At 68.9% G+C, this 18,024-nt stretch carries 13 protein-coding genes; 6 read left to right on the plus strand and 7 right to left on the minus strand.

What is annotated here, in order from left to right; genetic code table 11:
- The 6 genes from AC5Y46_RS22550 to AC5Y46_RS22575 form a co-directional block, all read right to left on the minus strand.
- A partial coding sequence (locus AC5Y46_RS22550) for a DUF222 domain-containing protein (protein ID WP_499993157.1) occupies positions 1–589 on the minus strand: 589 nt, incomplete at its 3' end.
- 160 nt (positions 590–749) lie between these two features.
- Positions 750–2,711 carry an FkbM family methyltransferase gene (locus tag AC5Y46_RS22555; protein ID WP_499993158.1) on the minus strand — a complete coding sequence of 654 codons (1,962 nt, stop codon included), beginning with the start codon at positions 2,709–2,711 and terminating at the stop codon, positions 750–752.
- Entirely contained in the window at positions 2,708–4,135 is a 1,428-nt protein-coding gene (locus AC5Y46_RS22560) for an O-antigen ligase family protein (protein ID WP_499993202.1), read from the minus strand. The genes AC5Y46_RS22555 and AC5Y46_RS22560 overlap by 4 nt, the downstream gene beginning before the upstream one ends.
- 44 nt (positions 4,136–4,179) lie before the next feature.
- On the minus strand, positions 4,180–5,682 hold the full coding sequence (locus tag AC5Y46_RS22565) for a tyrosine-protein kinase domain-containing protein (RefSeq protein WP_499993159.1): 1,503 nt from the start codon (positions 5,680–5,682) through the stop codon (positions 4,180–4,182).
- Positions 5,683–5,780: 98 nt separating this feature from the next.
- Complete coding sequence (locus tag AC5Y46_RS22570; RefSeq protein WP_499993203.1) at positions 5,781–7,355, minus strand: hypothetical protein; 1,575 nt, start codon at positions 7,353–7,355, stop codon at positions 5,781–5,783.
- Positions 7,356–7,488: 133 nt separating this feature from the next.
- Positions 7,489–9,354 carry a putative bifunctional diguanylate cyclase/phosphodiesterase gene (locus AC5Y46_RS22575; protein ID WP_499945994.1) on the minus strand — a complete coding sequence of 622 codons (1,866 nt, stop codon included), beginning with the start codon at positions 9,352–9,354 and terminating at the stop codon, positions 7,489–7,491.
- A 259-nt stretch (positions 9,355–9,613) separates the two neighbouring features.
- Between AC5Y46_RS22575 and AC5Y46_RS22580 the strand changes: the two genes are divergently transcribed.
- From AC5Y46_RS22580 to AC5Y46_RS22600, 5 genes are all read left to right on the plus strand, one after another.
- On the plus strand, positions 9,614–10,408 hold the full coding sequence (locus AC5Y46_RS22580; RefSeq protein WP_499993160.1) for an FkbM family methyltransferase: 795 nt from the start codon (positions 9,614–9,616) through the stop codon (positions 10,406–10,408).
- Between the two features lie 124 nt (positions 10,409–10,532).
- Positions 10,533–11,720, plus strand: a complete 1,188-nt coding sequence (locus AC5Y46_RS22585; protein WP_499993205.1) for an NAD(P)/FAD-dependent oxidoreductase — start codon at positions 10,533–10,535, stop codon at positions 11,718–11,720.
- Positions 11,717–12,628 (plus strand): RNA polymerase sigma-70 factor, encoded by a 912-nt coding sequence (locus AC5Y46_RS22590; protein WP_499993162.1) that lies wholly within the window; start codon positions 11,717–11,719, stop codon positions 12,626–12,628. The genes AC5Y46_RS22585 and AC5Y46_RS22590 overlap by 4 nt, the downstream gene beginning before the upstream one ends.
- A 46-nt stretch (positions 12,629–12,674) precedes the next feature.
- A complete protein-coding gene (locus tag AC5Y46_RS22595; RefSeq protein WP_499945991.1) occupies positions 12,675–13,940 on the plus strand; it encodes an aminodeoxychorismate synthase component I in 1,266 nt (421 codons plus the stop codon).
- Between the two features lie 137 nt (positions 13,941–14,077).
- Positions 14,078–15,472, plus strand: a complete 1,395-nt coding sequence (locus tag AC5Y46_RS22600; protein ID WP_499993168.1) for a hypothetical protein — start codon at positions 14,078–14,080, stop codon at positions 15,470–15,472.
- 10 nt (positions 15,473–15,482) lie between these two features.
- Here AC5Y46_RS22600 and rsmI read toward each other — a convergent pair whose 3' ends face one another.
- Positions 15,483–16,349: a 16S rRNA (cytidine(1402)-2'-O)-methyltransferase gene (rsmI, locus tag AC5Y46_RS22605; RefSeq protein WP_499993170.1), complete on the minus strand. Its 867-nt coding sequence runs from the start codon at positions 16,347–16,349 to the stop codon at positions 15,483–15,485.
- A 24-nt stretch (positions 16,350–16,373) separates the two neighbouring features.
- On the opposite strand from rsmI, the gene AC5Y46_RS22610 reads away from it, so the two are divergent.
- On the plus strand, positions 16,374–17,942 hold the full coding sequence (locus tag AC5Y46_RS22610; RefSeq protein ID WP_499993172.1) for a dolichyl-phosphate-mannose--protein mannosyltransferase: 1,569 nt from the start codon (positions 16,374–16,376) through the stop codon (positions 17,940–17,942).
- Positions 17,943–18,024 lie beyond the last annotated feature (82 nt).

Genomic DNA, 18,024 nt, shown 5'->3' on the forward strand with positions numbered 1-18,024 from the left:
CCCGCTCGGCCTCGTCGGCTTCGTCGGGCACGAAGTCGCCGTCGGGTTTGAGGCAGTCCTTGAGGACCCGGGCGTATTCGGCCAGCTCGTCGGGGCGAAACCCGGTGCCCACCAACACCAGCTTGGCTTCGGCATCAGCACGGGTGGCCACATCGACCGCCTCAGGGAGCTTCTTGAAGAACTTCTGGACGATCCCCACCTGCTCGCCGCCGAGCAGCCCCTCGCGCTCGGCGGCAGCCACCGCCGGCAACACCGGTGCCAGCGGCTCCCCCGTGAGCGCGCGGCGCGGACCCAAATCGGCGGCGTGGGCGATGCGCTGAGCGGCCTCGGCCTTGGTGATGCGCAACCGATTCGCCAACGCCTCGCGCAACGAACCCCCCAGCTCCCCGGCGGTGGCTTCGGCACCGAGTTGATTGATCAACGCGTGCTGAGGCACCCGCGCCCGACGGATCCCCCGCTCGATGCGGTCCATGATCTCCATCCGCCGCGAATTGTCCTGCGCATCAAAACTCAACTCACACAACCGATCCAAAGCATCACCATACGCGACGAGGACCTCCTCGATCTCCGCGTACGTGCTGGCCGGCATGCCATGATTCTACGAAGGGGCACCGACAAGTCTTGGGCTGAAGCATCGGCACTAGCTCCAAAACGGTTGGTAGCACATGCGATATCACGTTGATACGGGTGTGACAGGCGAGAGATTCACACCCGACACTCGAGCCCAGCGCCCAATAGCCAATCGCGCCTCAGCGCAGGAACCCCGACACCAGATCCGGCGACGAGACCGCCACGAAGTCGTGCACATATCCCTTCGGCATCGCGAAGGGATGGAACTCTCCCGAGTTCACCATCGACATCTGGTCGCGTTCCACGTCGAAGTCGGCGATCGGTCGCAGCGCGGTGTCGCTGACGTAGAACAATTGATAGCCCAGATCCTCGATCAGCCCGAACACGTCGGCTATGGGCTGCGACAGATGACGTTGTTCTATTTCGATCAAAATGGCCGGCCGGCACCGACGCAACATCGCCGAACCGCCACGCAGAACAGACATTTCGTGTCCCTCGACGTCGATCTTGACGAAGTCCACGTCGACGACGGAGCCCAGCACATCGTCCAACCGCACCAACGGCACGTCGATCTTCCGCACGTCCACGCCTTGCCCGTCGAAGCCGTGCGCCAGGCTGCCCTGCGCTGTCACCTGCCGGTTGTGCCGCTCGGGCACCAGCAGTTGCGCTGTCCCGGGTTCGTCGGACGCCGCGACCTGGCTGAAATGGACGTACGGCATCGCCTGGTCGAGTTTGCGCAACATCGGCGCGTTGTCGGGGTGCGGTTCGAAACTGTAGACGCGGCCCGACTTTCCGACCCGCCGAGCCAAGTGATAGGTGAACAAACCCCAGCTGGCGCCCACGTCGACAACCGTTGCGCCGTTGGGCGCGAAGTGATCTGCCACGGACATGGCCAGATCCTGGGCCGACCGGCGACGCCACAGCGCCTCGGTCGCCGCGGCCATGGCTCTGCGGCCGAACACCCGTCCGACGTTGCGCACCGTGGCGTATTTCGCCGCCCAGTTGGCGGCGTCGCTGTGCAGCAGGCGGTCTTTTGCTGACAATGTCTCACCTTCCTGTGCGACCGTGCGCACCTCCGCCCACACCTGATCCAATCGTTGATACCAGCGATCCAACCCGAAGTCCGCGGCGCGGCGACGGGCCGCCGCGCCCAGCTCTGCCCGCAGTGCATCGTCTTTGACCAGTTCGGACAGCGCAGCGGCAATCTGGTCGGGCCGACCGGGTTCGACCGCCAGACCGGTCACCCGGTCGGTGATCGCCTCGCCGATGCTGCCTACCAACGTGGTAACCGGCGCCAGACCGTAGGCCATCGCCTCCAGCAGCGCCATCGGCAGGCCTTCGTCGTAGCTGGGCAGCACCAAAATGTGTGCGGCGCTCAGCAAGTCGTCGCGGGCAGCCGGATCCAGCCATCCCGCAACATGAATCGTGTCCGTGAGTCCGGCCGCCGCCACGGCCGCGCGCACGTCGTCCACCTCGCCGTCACCGGCCAGGGTCAGTCGTAGCCGACCGCGAATGTCGGAGTCCAACGCCGCCACCGCGTCGATCAGGTCATAGCTGCCCTTACGCGCACCCAGCCGACCGAGCGAAACAGCTTGCACCACAACGCTATCGGAATGGACCACCGGCCGCTGCGGGATCGGGACGGCGTTGTTGAGTACCCGGATCCGGTCGTCGGCCAGCCCCAACCGCTCGGCATATTCCGAGACGTGCCGCGTGCCCAGCACCAACCACTGATCGGCAACCAGCACCCGCCGCACCACTTGCTGCACCGCCGACGGCAACCCGTCGAACCACCCGCCGAAGTCGTAGCTGTGCGCGTGCACCACGGCAGGCACTTTCGCCAAGCGTGCCGCCGTCAACGGCAACGCTTTGCGCACCACGCTGCCACCGTGCGCCAGATGGACGTGCAGGATGTCGGCGCGGTGACGCAGCACAACCCAAGTGGCGCGCAGCATTCCCGACACCCCGACCCAGCGCCGATACCAGAACGAGCCTTCGATGTACGTCGGGACCATGGTGATCTCGACCCGCGAGTCGGGATGTGCTGCCATCAACGTGATCACCGTGGCCATGCCGCCCCGGCTGGCCGCCTGCGCCGGCGCCGGGCCGACCACCAGGACCCGAAGCGGATCGGCCGTCACTGAGCCGCCTTCGCCGCCGGCGCCAGGTCGCCCGCGGAATGATCCGGCGAATCCACTTCGCGGCGACCGACTTTCCCGAATGCCAACGCAGCTCCCAACGCGATACCGAGCGTCATCGCGTTGGCCGGGTCTTCCGGCAACGGGTCGATGACGCACATGACCAGTAGCCCGGTGCTGGTTGACGCGGCGATCTTCGCCGGCACCGACGCGCTGCGCAGCGCCCGCACCAACGGTGTCAACGCGAACACCGCGAACGCCGTCATACCAACCGCACCCGACTTGGCCAGCCACCACAGGTAGAAGTTGTGCGCATACGTGGTGCCCAGCGTCTGGGTGAATTCGTTCGGGTCGTCGCCGCCGAACGGCAACTGATAGGCATAGCCCAGGCCGTGCCCGAACACCGGCGCGGCCGCGATCGCCTCGTTGAGGTGCCGGTCCTCGGCGAATCGGGCCAGTGTCGAGGGGTCGGTGGTCAGCGCGGTGCCGGTGGACCGGCCCAGCACCCGGTGACTGAACCCGGTGATCTGATTGGCCAACCACACCCCGGCCGACGAGTCGCCCAGCAGGAACAGCGCTCCGGGGATCGTCACCGCCAAGATCCCGGCACCGGTCAGCGTCAGTCGCGCGGCCCGGCGCACCGCGGACCAGCCCAAGCTGGCGAAGAACGCGACGATGGCGGCGACCCCCACCGACAGGATCGTGTTGCGGGAGAACGCCAGAACGGCGATCACCAACGCGGGCAGACCCAGCGTCAGGTAGTAGACCGGCTTCACCCGCCCGGCGATCTGCGCCGCCACCAACGTGGTCAACACCGCGATCGCCGGGATCAAGGTAGAGGTGATCACACGGTTGGCGGCGTCGCCGGTGTCCATCTGCAGGCTCTCGGTCCGGCCGGCCAGCCGGACGCCCCCGGACGATCCCAGGACAGCCATACCCGCCGAAAACCACAGTGTCACGGCCATCGCATGGATCGACAGCACCACGTATTCGCCGTACACGATCACCAGCGCCAGCACGAAGCCGGCGACCATCTCCAACAAAAACGTGGCCTCGCGCACCACCACCGCGGCATTGTGACCCGTCGAAAACCCAACCGCGGCAAAGTAAATCACCGTCAGCGCGAACATCCCCGGCAACAGGTACTCGGACATGCGCAACCGCACAACCGGCAGCACGAAACAGATCGCCAGGATCAGCACCACGTGCGAGGCGTAAATGGACACCGGCCCAATGACTTTGCCGACGTGCAGACCCTGCGGCAGGGCCGCGCAGCCCAGGAACAACGCCAACCCGATCATCAGTTCCGGCTTGGCCCAATAGACGATCAGGAAGAACGTCAGGCCGACCAGCAGGATGCCTTGAGTGGTGTTACGTACCGACAGCGCGCCGTAGACGAAACAGCCGAAAGCGAACAGCGTCAACATAACTGCGGTCACCGCCAGGCGATGACGACTCCGCAGGTACAGGATCACGTCGGTCCACTGACCTTGGCACGGTAGGTCCGGGTGGAAGCCCTGGTATGACGGGCGATCCGCGCGTCGGTCAGCACGGTGCCCACCACGTTGGCTCCGGCGGCGCGCAACGCGCTCAGCGCGTCGGACAGCTCGTCCTCAGTGGTTCGCCCGGCCCGAGCTACCAACACGGTGGCGTCCACCGCGCCGCCGAGCAGACCGGAGTCAGCCGTCGCCAGCACCGGCGGTCCGTCCACGACCGTCCGCTCGAACGTCTTGGCCACGTCCTTGAGCACCTTGTCCAGCACCTCGGGCAGGTAGGCGCTGGTGGGCAGGGTCTCGCGGCGCACCGAACGTGCCGCCAACACGAACAGCTTCGGGATAGACGTCGGCTTGGTCGCCTCCGTCGCGATCTCGGGGTTGGACAACGCATTCGACAGGCCCTCGCCCGACTCGACCTTGAGCAGCCCGGCGATCACCGGGCGCCGGGTGTCGCCCTCGATGAGCAGCACGTCCTCGCCGAGTTCGGCGAAGGAGCGCGACAGGTTGATCGCCGTCGTCGTGGTCCCCTCGCCACCGAACGGCGCGGTCAGCAACACCCGATTGGCGCCCGGACCCATCGCCCGCAGCAGCCGGGCGCGCAAGCCACGGACCGCATCGTCGAACGAGATGTCGGTGCCGAATCGCGGCGCATTGCCACGGTGCCCCGGCAGCTCGGCCAACGTCGGCAGCCCGGTCAGGTTTTCCAGCTTCGCGCGGTCGCGCACCGTGCGGTCGGCGGCCTCCCGCGTCAGCGCCACCCCGGTCCCCAACAACAATCCGGCGACCAGACCCATCGCCATGTTGCGCACCGGCACCGGCTTCACCGGTTTGTCGGGCACGCCGGGCTGCTCGATGACGGTCGCGCGGGCTTGCGGCAACGGCTGCCCGGTCGGCGATGTCTGCGTCGGCGTCGTCCCGGCTGGAGTCGTGGTCTCGGTCGCCTGGGTGCCGGGCTGCTCCCCGTCCGGCGCCGGAGCCGAAACCGTCTGGGGCGGCGGCGCCGCGGTGGTGGTCGTCACCGGTGCGCCCGGCGCCTTCGGGTCGACCCCGAGCGTGCCGACCATCAGGGTGAACTCGTCGGCGACCGCCTTGGCCAGCTTCGCCGCCCGCTCCGGGTCGGTATCGGTGACGGTGATGGTGAACAACGTGGACTTCGGCGTGAACGCCACCTTGGTCTGGTTGGCCAGGGCGTCGGCGCTGATGGGTAGATGGAATTTGTCGACCGCGCGTTCGGCCACCGCGTGCCCTCCGGCGATCGCCGCGTACGACGACAGCCGTTCCTGGGCGGCCTGCGTGCCCTGGTACACCTGCATCAGGTCGGTCTCACCGGAGAACGACACCAAAACGGTGGCAGTGGACTCGTAGCTTTTCGTCTGAAACGCCGTAATGGCCGCGGCCCCAGCCAAACACGCCAGCACCGCCCCTAGGAACAGCTTCCAGTGCAGCAGGAGAGTCCGAACAAAGGTACGGAAATCCATCCCCCACTAAACCTCCTGAGCGGACGCCAGCCATATAGCGTCGGTTCTGTCTGCATACCGGCCACAGGCCCGCCGCCGCAAGTGGCTATCTGGTTCGGTCACGAGGCACCGGGCGTGGCGAGGGTCTCGCGGGACACGTCCAGGGTGGCAATCGGGTAGAAGCCGAAGTCGTCGCGGCCGTCGCGCGCCAGCCGCATGGGCGGGTAGGTCACCACATGCGAACCATTGGGTTTGTGCTGTTGCCACTCCACGGCGGCGCGCAGCGTGTAGTGGCCCGGCGGCAACCCTTTGAGGTCGACCTTCACCGTCTCGGTCGCCGAAGCCGGCGGCGGATGGTCGATGCTGCGGTCCCCGGATACGTCCGAAACCAGCGCCTTGAGGTCGACGGTGCCCGGTATCGCGCGCACGGTCTGGCCGCTGAAGTCGACCACGCGGTAGCCCGCAACCCACTTCTCGGTGGTAGCGGCCGCGCCGTAATTGGTCCAGTTGACCGCGATCGACGCCACCTGGTCCTGCAGCGACTGCGATCCCGGCCGGGCTTCCACCGAGTACCGGTAACCGGCGGTGGCGTTGGCCTGCGCCCACAACACGTACAGCTTGGGGTCCATCGGCGAGGTCGCGTCCTGATCCGGGAAGTTGATGCTCGACGTCATCGAGACGTGGTAGCGGATGACGTCGTGCAGGCCCTTGTCGTAGTAGGCCTGCGGTGAGGTTCCGTTGGGTAACTGACACCACTCGGTGATCACCGGCGCCTTGGCGAGCCGTTCCTTGAGTTTGCCGACCAACGGATCCTGGGTTTGCACGTAGTGCGACGTGCTGGACTCGGCCCAGGTCGGCAGCGGTGCGTAGACGCCCAGGCAGTCCGACCGGACCCCGACCGGCGCGGCCAGTTTCCTGGTGACGTCGTCGGCGAGCAGCTGCCGCACGATCTCGGGATTGTTGGGTGTGACCACCAGCTGGGTGTGCGGGAAGGCACTGACGTTGGCCGCGACCAACTGCTCGACGGATGCCTTGGTGATGGTCTGGTCCCGGAATTGGCTGTAGTAACCGAGCGCGCCGACGCTCTCGTCGGGCCCGGGACCGGGGGCGTTCAGCGCGTCACGCTGGAACGCCACGTGGTTCTCGCTGAAGTCGCCGTAGCCGGAGAACTCGAAGACGGACAGGCGTTCATCGGTGTCGTAGCGGCGGCCCAGGGCGGCCAGGAGCTGACCGAAGTCCTGCAGGTAGGTGGGGTCGTTGAAGTTGGGCACCACCTGCGTCACACCGTTCGGCGCGTTCGAATAGCTGGTGTTGGTGGACGGCTTGGCGCGCACCCAGTCAGGGATCTCGATGTTGGTGTTGTCCGGGTAGGTCGCGTTGCAGCAGGAGTTGTAGGCCTGGATCCGCAGGGTCAGCCGCATATGCCGCTCGGCCAGCTTGGTCAGCGCGTCGTCGATGACGCTGAAGTCGAACTTGAGATCGTCCGGGGCGCCGGGCGGCAACGTGGCGGGGTCGACGGGCTGCAATTGCCGCCACGTCACCCGCAGGCTGGCGTCATACGATGCCGGCCAGGCGGGGTAGCGCTGCTGCGCCGGGCGGCCCTGCGGGAAGAGCGGCTCGAGCAGGTCTTCGTACTGCCCGCGCAGCGGGTTGGGTATCTCCTGGCTGGCCGCCGGGATGGCCGGGCTGACCATCGCCGCCAACGGACCCGGGTCGTTGTGGGTGCGGCTGCAGCCGCCGATGAGCAGCGAAGCGGCCGCGATCAGGACAGACACGCACGCGGCAGCGATTAACGCGAATTTCTTAATCGTTCAAACCAATCTCGAGCTAAATCGCGCCGAGCGTCAGCGCCTCGCGGTCGGCGAGGAACGGCATCGGCATCCAGCGCGCGGACAGCAACGCCTCCATGGCGTTGCCCGGGACGGGGCGCGACAACAGGAATCCCTGCGCCCGGTGGCAGCCGTGCTGCATCAACGTCAGTGCGGCGGCCGGGGTCTCGACGCCTTCGGCGACCAGTTGCAGTCCGAACGCCTCCGCCAGGCCGATGATGGCGCGCACGATTGCCAGGTCACCGGCGTTGGTGCCCAGGTCGCGGACGAACCCGGTGTCGATCTTGAGCATGTCGACCGGCAACGACTTCAGATGCGACAGCACAGCGTAGCCGGTGCCGAAGTCGTCGATGGCGATCTGCACCCCGACCTCTTTGAGCTCGTGCAACGTCTTGCGGGTGGCTTCGATGTCATGCACCACGGCACGCTCGGTGATCTCCAGGCAGACCGACCCGCCGTCGATGCCGAACTCCTCGATGGTGTCGGCGACCGTGCGCACGAACCCGCGGGTGATCAGCTGCACCGGCGAGACGTTGATCCGCAGGATCGCGCTCTGCCCCACACCGTTGGAGCGCCACCGGCTGAACTCCGAGCAGGCGCTGCGCATCACCCAACGGCCGAGCTCACCGGCCAGGTTGGTCGACTCGGCGACGCCGATGAACGAGTCCGGCAGCAGCAGACCCCAGATCGGGTGCCGCCACCGCACCAGCGCCTCGGCCGCCACGATGGCGCCGGTCCACAGGTCGACCTCGGGCAGGTAGTGCAACAGCAGGGCTTCGCTGTCGATGTCGCCCTGCAGGTGCAACTCGATGTCGTTGCGGAAGGCGCTCTTCAGCGACATGTCGTCGGTGGACAGCGCGACCTGGTTGCCGCCGGCGCGCTTGGCCGTCAGCACCGCCTCGTCGGCGCGACGCAGCAGGTCGGTGCTGTTGTCGCGGCCCGGCATGCCCACGGCCAGCCCGATGCTGACCGTGCGGGTGATCTGGTGGCCGCCGATCGCCAGCCGCTCGCGCAGCATCGTGCCCAGCCGGCGGGCGAACGATTCGGCGGCGCCGCTGGACATGGTCTGGTCCGGGATGACGACGAACTCGTCGCCGCCCAGGCGGGCGATCATGCTCTGGCTGCCCGCGCACACCCGCAGCCGCTGGGCGAAGACCCGGATGAACCAGTCGCCCGCGGTGTGCCCGAGGTAGTCGTTGATCGACTTGAGCCGGTCCAGGTCCATGTAGAGCACCGCGACCGGTCCGGGGTTGCCGGCCGCGAGCCGGTCGGACAGGTGCGCGACCAGCGCCCGGCGGTTGTACAGGCCGGTCAGGTCGTCGTGCTCGGCCAGGTAGCGCAGCTTCTCCTCGGCGGCGATCCGGGCCTGCAGCTGCGCGAACAGCGCCGCCACGGCCTCGAGGGTGTTGATCTCCTCCTGCTTCCACTTGCGGGCGCCGAACTTGACGAAACCCAGTACCCCGGTGGTCTTGTCCCCGGACACCAGCGGCGCGGCAGCGACCGACGGCGACGCCGCCTGCTTGGCGCCGCCGACCCAACGCGGCAACGTCCGGTTGTTCTGATCGGGGCGGATCACCACCGGCTTGCGGCCGTGTTCGCACTGCGCGAGCACCGGGTCGGCGCTGGTGAAGTGCACGACGGCTTGCGGGTCGGGGTCGGGGACGTCGGGCCGCGGTGGCCATTCCGCGACCAGCACCGAAGCGCGGATGTCGTGATCGTGGTGGCGCAGGAAACTGGCGTCCACGTCGAACTGTTCGACGAGCTGGGCGAGGACCTTTTCGCTGACCTGCGTGGCGGTGGACGCGGTCGCCTCCATCAGCTGGGTGGCCACGGAGGTGACCACGAGGTCCAAGCTGCGCGGCACCGGTCCTCCGATTTGTGCACGTGGCGAGATGACTGCACCGAGTACGGGCGGCTAACCCAGTCAGCGGCTGTATCAGCGGCCCGCGGTGTCGTGGCCGGAGTCGGCCTGATAGCCCTGGGAAGTACCCGGACCGGCGCAGGTCACGGATGGTTTGTCAGTCAAGTGAGACTATCATGCGGCGCCGATCCGGCCCTCCGGATTGTTTGGCGCACTGGGCTGTCCGGCGGCCCGACGGCGATGGTGCACTAAGGTCGTGACGGTGTCTGTCGCGCGCACGGCCAAGCGTTGGCTGGCGCCTGCGGCAAGAGCCCTCGCCCCGCGGTTGTTCTGGCGGCGCAAGTACCGAATCCTGCAGAACCTCGGCGAATCCCGCGCGGACGTGACGCTGGTGCGATCGCTGTGCGATCCCGCTCGGGTATCCCTCGACATCGGCGCCGATGTCGGTGAGTTCGCCATCGCGATGGCGTCGTCGTCGCGGTCGGTGATCGCCTTCGAACCCCGGCCGGCGCAAGCCCGCGACCTGGCTGCGATGTTCGCCGCCGTCGGGGCCGCGGTGCGCGTCGAAGCGGTGGCGCTCTCCGACGAGCCCGGGGTGGTCGCGATGCGGGTGGTGGAGTCCGATCCGGGCCGCAGCACCATCGACAGCGACAACGTCCTGGACACGGCGGTCGGCGGACCGGTCGCGACCATCGACGTCACCGTCAAGCGCCTGGACGACCTGGGGCTGGACGACGTCGGCCTGGTCAAGATCGACGTCGAGGGCCACGAGTTGGCGGTGTTGCGCGGTGCGGTGGACACACTGCAGCGCAACCGTCCGGCGATCGTGGTGGAGGCCGAGGACCGCCACCACGCCAACGCCGTCGCCGAGATCACCCGGCTGCTGGGCGGGCTGGGTTACCAGGGCCACTTCACGTTGGACGGGCAGCGCCGGCCGGTCGAGGAATTCGACGCCGCCGAACACCAGAATCCGGTGAACATCGGTGGCGCCGAGGACGACTGGGCACCGCGTGGGGTGTACGTCAACAATTTCGTGTTCCTGCCGAAGGATGCGTGAGACAGCTCACATTTCGGTCTTCGCTGTCACGGATGGTCCGGCTCCGGTGTCTTGAGGGTGTAACCCACTTCGGCAAGAGGAGACAACGATGTCCGAGCAACCAACGATGTCCGAGCAACCAACGATGTCCGAGCAACTGCAGTCCAAGACCCGCGTCGTCGTCGTCGGCGGCGGCTACGCCGGCACGATGGCCGCCAACCACTTGCGGTTGCGCGCCGACGTCGACATCACGCTGGTGAACCCGCGGCCCCAGTTCGTGGAGCGGATCCGGCTGCACCAACTGGCCGCCGGCACCGGAACCGCCACCGTCGACTACGGCACGTTGCTCGGGCACAGCATCCGGTTGGTCGTCGACAACGCCGAGCGCATCGACGCTCCGGCCCGGCGGGTCTGGCTGTCCTCGGGTGCCGCGCTGGACTACGACTACCTGATCTACGCCGTCGGCAGCACCGGCGCGACGCCCGTCGCGGTGCCCGGCGCGGCCGAGTACGCCTATGGGCTGGCCGAATTGGAAGGCGCGCAGCGACTGCACTACGCCCTGGCCGATCTGGCCGCCGACGCGCCCATCACCGTGGTCGGTGGCGGCCTGACGGGCATCGAAGCCGCCGGCGAACTGGGCGAGCAGGGACGCGCGGTGACCCTGGTCTGCGGTGGGGTCCTGGGGCCGTCGCTGAGCGGTCCGGGCCGGCGTTCGGTCGCCAAGCAGCTGCGCAAGCTCGGCGTGACCGTGCTGGAGTCCGCCACCGTCGACGAGGTCCGCTGGAACTCTGTCGTACTGGCCGACGGCACCGTCTTGCCCAGCGCGGTGACGGTCTGGACCGCGGGATTCGCGGTGCCGGACCTCGCCACCCGCAGCGGACTGCGCACCGACGGGCTGGGCCGGCTGCTCACCGACGAGACGCTGACCAGCGTCACCGACCAGCACATCGTGGCCGCCGGTGACGCCGCGGCGCCGTCGAACCAGCCGCTGCGGATGAGCTGCCAGGCCGCCATCCCGCTGGCCGCGCAGGCCGCCAACACCGTGCTGGCCCGCCTCGCCGGGACCGTCCCGGCAGCGCTGAATCAGGCGTTCACCGGGCAGTGCGTCAGCGTGGGCCGCAGCTACGGCACCATCCAACTGGCCCGCCGTGACGACACCCCTGTCAACCTGTACATCGGTGGCCGCGCGGCGGCGTCGATCAAAGAGGTGGTGTGCAAGGGCACTGTCTGGGGCCTGCGCAAGGAAGCGGCAAAGCCGGGTTGGTACCGCTGGCTCAAGGGCGGCCAGCGACCGGTGCAACCCGCCTCCGACGAGCCGGTCGCGGCGCGGTGACATCGGAGTCCGGTGACAGCAGCGGGCACGCGGAGCGCTTCACCCTGCTGCGCCCGCTGCTGTTCACCATCTCCTACGAGATCCTGGGTTCGGCGACAGAAGCCGACGACGTGCTGCAGGACAGCTACCTGCGCTGGGCGGAGGTCGATCTGTCCGGTGTGCGCGACACCAAGTCCTTCCTGGCCCGGCTGGTCACCCGGCAGGCGCTGAACGCGTTGCGGGCCCAGACCCGGCGCCGGGAGGAGTACGTGGGGCCGTGGCTGCCCGAGCCGCTGCTGCACGACGAGCAGGACGCTTCGGCCGACGTCGTGCTGGCGGAATCGGTGTCGATGGCCATGCTGGTGCTGCTGGAAACGCTCAGCCCGGACGAGCGGGCGGTGTTCGTGCTGCGCGAGGTGTTCGGGTTCGACTACGACGAGATCGCCGACGCGGTGGGCAAATCCGCGCCGGCCGTGCGTCAGGTCGCGCACCGGGCGCGCGAACACGTACACGCGCGCCGCAGGCGGTTCGACGTGGCCACCGACCCCCAGAGCCACGCCGAGATCACCGCGCAGTTCCTGGCCACGGCGGCCTCCGGCGACGTGGACGCGCTGATGGCGATGCTCGCCCCGGACGCCACCTGGATGGCCGACAGCGGCGGCAAGGTGAGCGCGGCTCGCCGGCCCATCGTCGGGGCGGACCGGGTGGCCAGGGCCATCGTGGGCATCCTGGGCCGGGCAGCGGGGCAAGCGCGGGTGGACATGGTGACCTGCAACAGCGCCCCAGCGGTGCTGCTCTACCTGGACGAGCGCCTGGAAGGCGTGATCTCGGTGGAGGTCGCCGGCGACAAGATCTCCAACTTCTACGTCATGCGCAACCCGGACAAGCTGACCGCCCTGACGACCGCACGCGCGATCAGCCGCGTCTGATGGGCCTCTGGCGTGCGGAAATCCGCCGTTCTGTCAAGCTAGGGCGGTGCGAATCGAGCGGCTCGGCGATCTAGGCGGCGCACCGCAGGTGCTGCGCGCCGTCGGCCAGGCCACCGCTCGCCTCGGCCTGCCCCCGCCGGCCGCGCTGACCGGTGAGTGGTTCGGCGCGCTCGCCGTGATCGCCCCGAGCGTGCCGGTGCGGCCCGTCGCCGCCGGCGACGCGTTCTCCCGCCCGGTCGACGCCCGCCGGACGGTAACGTCGCAGGTCGGCGCTGTGGGCGGCGGCTGGATCGGATACCTGTCCTATCCCGACACCGGCGCCGACGGCCGACCGCACCGGATCCCCGAGGCCGCCGGCGGCTGGACCGATTGCGTGCTACGCCGGGACCGGGACGGACTGTGGTGGTACGAGAGCCTCTCCGGCGCCCTGATGCCGGCCTGGCTGTCCGACTCGCTGGCGGGGCCGGCGCCCAGAACGGCACCCATGTGCCAGATCGAGTGGGACTCCGCAGACCGCTCAGCACACTACGACGGTGTGCTGGCGTGCCTGGAAGCAATACGGGCAGGCGAGGTCTACCAAGCCTGTGTCTGCACCCAATTCACCGGCACGGTGACCGGTTCCTCGCTGGATTTCTTCATAGACGGCATCGCCCGCACCGCTCCGGCGCGGGCGGCCTATGTCGCCGGACGGTGGGGCGCGGTCGCCTCGTTGTCCCCCGAACTCTTCCTACGCCGGCGCGGCGACGTCGTGACATCCAGCCCGATCAAAGGCACCCTCCCGCTGGAGGCTTGGCCGTCGGCGCTGCGTGCGTCGCCCAAAGAGGTGGCCGAGAACATCATGATCGTGGATCTGGTTCGCAATGACCTTGGCCGAGTGGCGATTACCGGCAGCGTGACGGTACCCGAGCTGTTGGTGGTCCGGCGCGCGCCCGGCGTGTGGCACCTGGTGTCGACGGTGTCGGCGCGGGTGCCACCGGAGTTGCCGACGTCGGCGCTGCTGGACGCCGCGTTCCCGCCCGCATCGGTGACCGGCACTCCCAAAATCCGTGCCCGGCAGCTTATTTCGCAATGGGAGCGGCCTCGCCGTGGCATCTATTGTGGGACAGTCGGTTTGGCGTCGCCAGTGGCCGGATGCGAACTGAACGTGGCAATCCGCACCGTCGAATTCGACACCGCCGGCCATGCGGTGCTGGGGGTCGGCGGCGGGATCACCGCCGATTCGGACCCGGAGGCCGAATGGGCCGAATGCCTGCACAAGGCGGCGCCGATCGTGGGCCTGCCGGCCCCGGCGACCTCTACCCGCGTGAGTTAGCTCAGCAAATTCCGGCCGCGGGGGTACCACCGGGTGATTTCGCAGAAAGCCCACACGTGTCGCCGGGTGAGCATAAGCTGCAGCCAGCGATGTGTCGTTGTGCGCATCAGAACGCGAGCGGGTGCGAAAGGTCTGTCATGAGAGTTGCCATCGTTGGCGCTGCGGCTGCCGCCGTGTTGGGTGGCGCGCTGGCGGTTGCGCCGTTGACCGTCTCGAACCAGAGCAAGGTGCTCTCAGGCGGAACATGCACCGCCGGCAAGCAGTGCGACAAGCTCGCCTCGGTCCTGATGCCCGAGACCGGCAACCCGTCCGGCGCGGTGGCGCCGAGGGTGTCGCCGTCGGTGATCGACCCGCCGCAGAACCCGGCACCGGCAGCTGCGCCGCGCCCCGCCGGCCCGGAACCTGCCGCCTACAGCAACCCGAACGGCGGCAGCGGCGGCCCCAGCCTGCTGCCCGACGCATCCAGCGCCGCCAATTCACCCCTGCCTCCGGCTGCCGCGTTGCCACCGGGCTACGACGACGGCCTGCCCGGCATCGGCCCCATCCCGGGTGTCGGCGTCCCCGGCATCCCCGACCTGTACGGATACGCCGGCGGCATGGCCGGTCTGGCCGGCGTCCCCTACGGGGTGAACGCCGCGTCCGCCGTCGTCAACGGCGTACTGGGCGTCGGAAACACGGTCGCCAGCGTCGTCACCACCGGCGCGCTGGCGGTCACCTACGTCGTACTCGCCTACAACACCCTGCAATCCTCGGGCCTGCTTCCGGTGGCGCAGAACGCGGTCAACTCGGTCACCAACATGCTGTTGCCGTCGGCCGCGGCCGCCCTGCCCGCCGCGGCGCTGCCGGCCCTGGGTCTTCCGGGCCTGCCCAACCTGAGCCTGCCCGGGCTGCCGGGCATTTCTCCGGCGGGCTTGATCGGGCTGGCCGGAGCGGGCGGTCTGCCCAACCTGAGCCTGCCCGAGATTCCCGGCGTGTCGCCGGCGAGCCTGATGTCGCTCGCGGCCAACGCCCTGCCCGGGCTGCCGGCCGTGTCGCCGACCGACCTGCTCGCGCTGGCCTCCGCCGGCGGAATCCCGGGCCTGCCGGCTCTTTCCGGCGTGAACCCGGGCGTCCTCGCCGCCGCGCTGCCCGCGCTGACGGCCGGCATCCCCGGCCTGCCCGCGATCCCCGGCGTCGACCCGGCGATGCTGGCAGCCGCGCTGCCCGCGCTGGCCTCGGCCCTGCCGGCGCTGAACCCGGCGATGCTGGCCCAGGTGCTGCCCGCCCTGGCCGGCGGCGCCCTGCCCGGTGTGGACCCGGCGATGCTGGCGGCCGCCCTGCCGGCCCTCGCCGCGGGCGTGCCGGGCCTGCCCAACGTGGATCCCGCCGTGCTGGCTGCGGCGCTGCCGGCGATGGCGGCCGCGGCCGGTATACCGACCGGCCTGCCGCCCCTGCCCGCGCTGCCACCGCTACCCGCGTTGCCGCCGCTGCCTGCCCTGCCCGGTCCGCCGCCGCACCCGCCGTTGTGCGTGCCGTTCGGGCCCTGCATCTGACCGCGCCGGACTACACCTCGTCGTCGGCCTCGTCGCGGCGGGACTGCAGTACCGCTTCGTAGAGTTGGCGCGGCCGCACCTCCGGATAGCCGGCGGCCACGTGGCTGCACGCGTCCTTGATCCGGATGCCGCCCTCGACCAGGTTCTCCACCTCGGTGACCAATTCGGTCATCAGAGCGGACAGGTCGGCGCGCGGGGTCGCCCCGGCCAGCACGACGGTGATCTCGCCCAGCACGCCGCCTGACGTCCAGGCCGCCAACTCCTCCAGCGATCCGCGCACCACCTCCTCGTGCACCTTGGTCAGCTCGCGGCAGACCGCGGCCTGACGGGCCCCGCCGAGTTGCTCGACCGCGTCGCGCAGGCAGGCAGCCAACCGGCGCGGCGACTCGAAGAACACACAGGTGCGCCGCTCGTCGGCCAGCGAGGCCAACCAGCTGCGGCGCGCCGAACCCTTGCGCGGCGCGAAACCTTCGAAGCAGAACTTCTCGGCCGGCAGCCCGGAGACGACCAGCGCGGTGGTCACCGCCGACGGCCCCGGCAGGCACTGCACGGGCAGTCCGGCTTCGATGCAGGCCGCGGTCAACCGGTAGCCGGGGTCGCTGATGATCGGCATGCCGGCGTCACTGACCACCAGCACGGTGGCTCCGGAGCTGACGGCTTCGACCAGGGCGCCCACCCGGGTGGCCTCCACCCGGTCGAACAGGCTCAGCACCCGGCCGCCGATCTGGACATCGAGCGCCTTGGCGAGATTGCGCACGCGGCGGGTGTCCTCGGCGGCCACCACGTCGGCGTCGGCCAAGGCTTCGATCAGGCGTGGCGAGGCATCCGATGGCTGGCCCAACGGGGTGGCGCCTAGCAACAGTCGCCCAGAGGTCATGCCCGACAGCCTACGATCGACGTGATGACCGCCCCGCCCCGAGAAACCTCCGCCCTGCAGGAGGACCCCGTCGAGGACCGTGCGGCACCCCTCACCAGTCCGGCGCCACCGATTCCGGTCGCCGACTTCGGCCCGCTGGATCGGTCTCGCGGCTGGCTCACCACCGGGGTGATCGCCGTCCTCGCCGCGTTCACCCGATTTCTCAACCTGGGCTCGCCGACCGATGCCGGCACCCCCATCTTCGATGAGAAGCACTACGCGCCGCAGGCCTGGCAAGTGCTCAACAACCATGGCGTAGAAGACAATCCAGGGTTCGGCCTGGTGGTGCACCCGCCCGTCGGCAAGCAGCTGATCGCGATCGGCGAGGCGCTGTTCGGCTACAGCGGGATCGGTTGGCGGTTCACCGGCGCGTTGCTGGGAGTGATCCTGGTGGTGCTGGTGACCCGGATCGTGCGCCGGATCAGCCGCTCGACGTTAGTGGGCGCGATCGCCGGGATCCTGCTGATCTGCGACGGCGTCAGCTTTGTCACGGCGCGGACCGCCCTGCTGGACGGCATCCTGACGTTCTTCGTGGTGGCGGCGTTCGGTGCGCTGATCGTCGACCGCGATCAGGTTCGGCAACGGATGCACGTCGCGTTCGTCGAAGGACGTTGCGCCCAGACGGTGTGGGGTCCGCGGCTCGGGGTGCGTTGGTGGCGGTTCGGCGCCGGGGTTTTGCTCGGCTTGGCTTGCGGCACAAAGTGGTCCGGCCTGTACTTCGTCGCGTTCTTCGGTGTCATGTCGTTGGCCTTCGACGTCGCCGCCCGGCGTCAGTACCAGGTGCCGCGACCGTGGCTGGGGACCGTGCGCCGCGACGTCGTCTCCACCACATACGCGCTGTTGGCCATCCCGTTCGCCGTGTATCTGGCCAGCTACGCGGCGTGGTTCGCGTCCGAGACGGGAATCGACCGCCACCAGGTCGGCCAGACGATCGGTCCGCACAGCGTCGTGCCGCTGCCCGACGCCATCCGCTCCTTGTGGTGGTACACGACCAAGGCGTTCCACTTCCATTCGACACTGACGAACTCGGCGGGCAACTACCACCCGTGGGAGTCCAAACCGTGGAGCTGGCCGATGTCGTTGCGGCCGGTCCTCTATGCCATCGACCAGAACAACGTGCCCGGCTGCGGTGCCCAGTCCTGCGTCAAAGCGGTGATGTTGGTCGGCACCCCGGCACTGTGGTGGCTGGCGGTGCCGGTCCTGGTGTATGCCTCGTGGCGGATGTTCGCACGCCGGGACTGGCGCTACGCCGTGGTGTGGGTGGGCTACTGCGCCGGGTGGCTGCCGTGGTTCGCCGAGATCGACCGGCAGATGTATTTCTTCTACGCGGCGACGATGGGCCCTTTCCTGGTGATGGGCATCGCGCTGATTCTCGGCGACATCCTGCACCAACCCGGCCAGCACAAGGAGCGCCGCACGCTGGGGCTGATCCTGGTGTCCTGCTACGTGGCGTTGGTGGTGACCAACTTCGCCTGGCTGTTCCCGATCCTGACCGGTCTACCGATTTCCCAGCAGACCTGGGACATGCAGATCTGGCTGCCCAGCTGGCGCTAGCGTTCTGGGCCTTTGACGCCGAGCGTCACGCCAGCGTGGCATTCGACGCCGAGCGTCACGCTATAGTGACGGGCCCCGTCAG

Source organism: Mycobacterium sp. NGS59, from assembly GCF_059812345.1.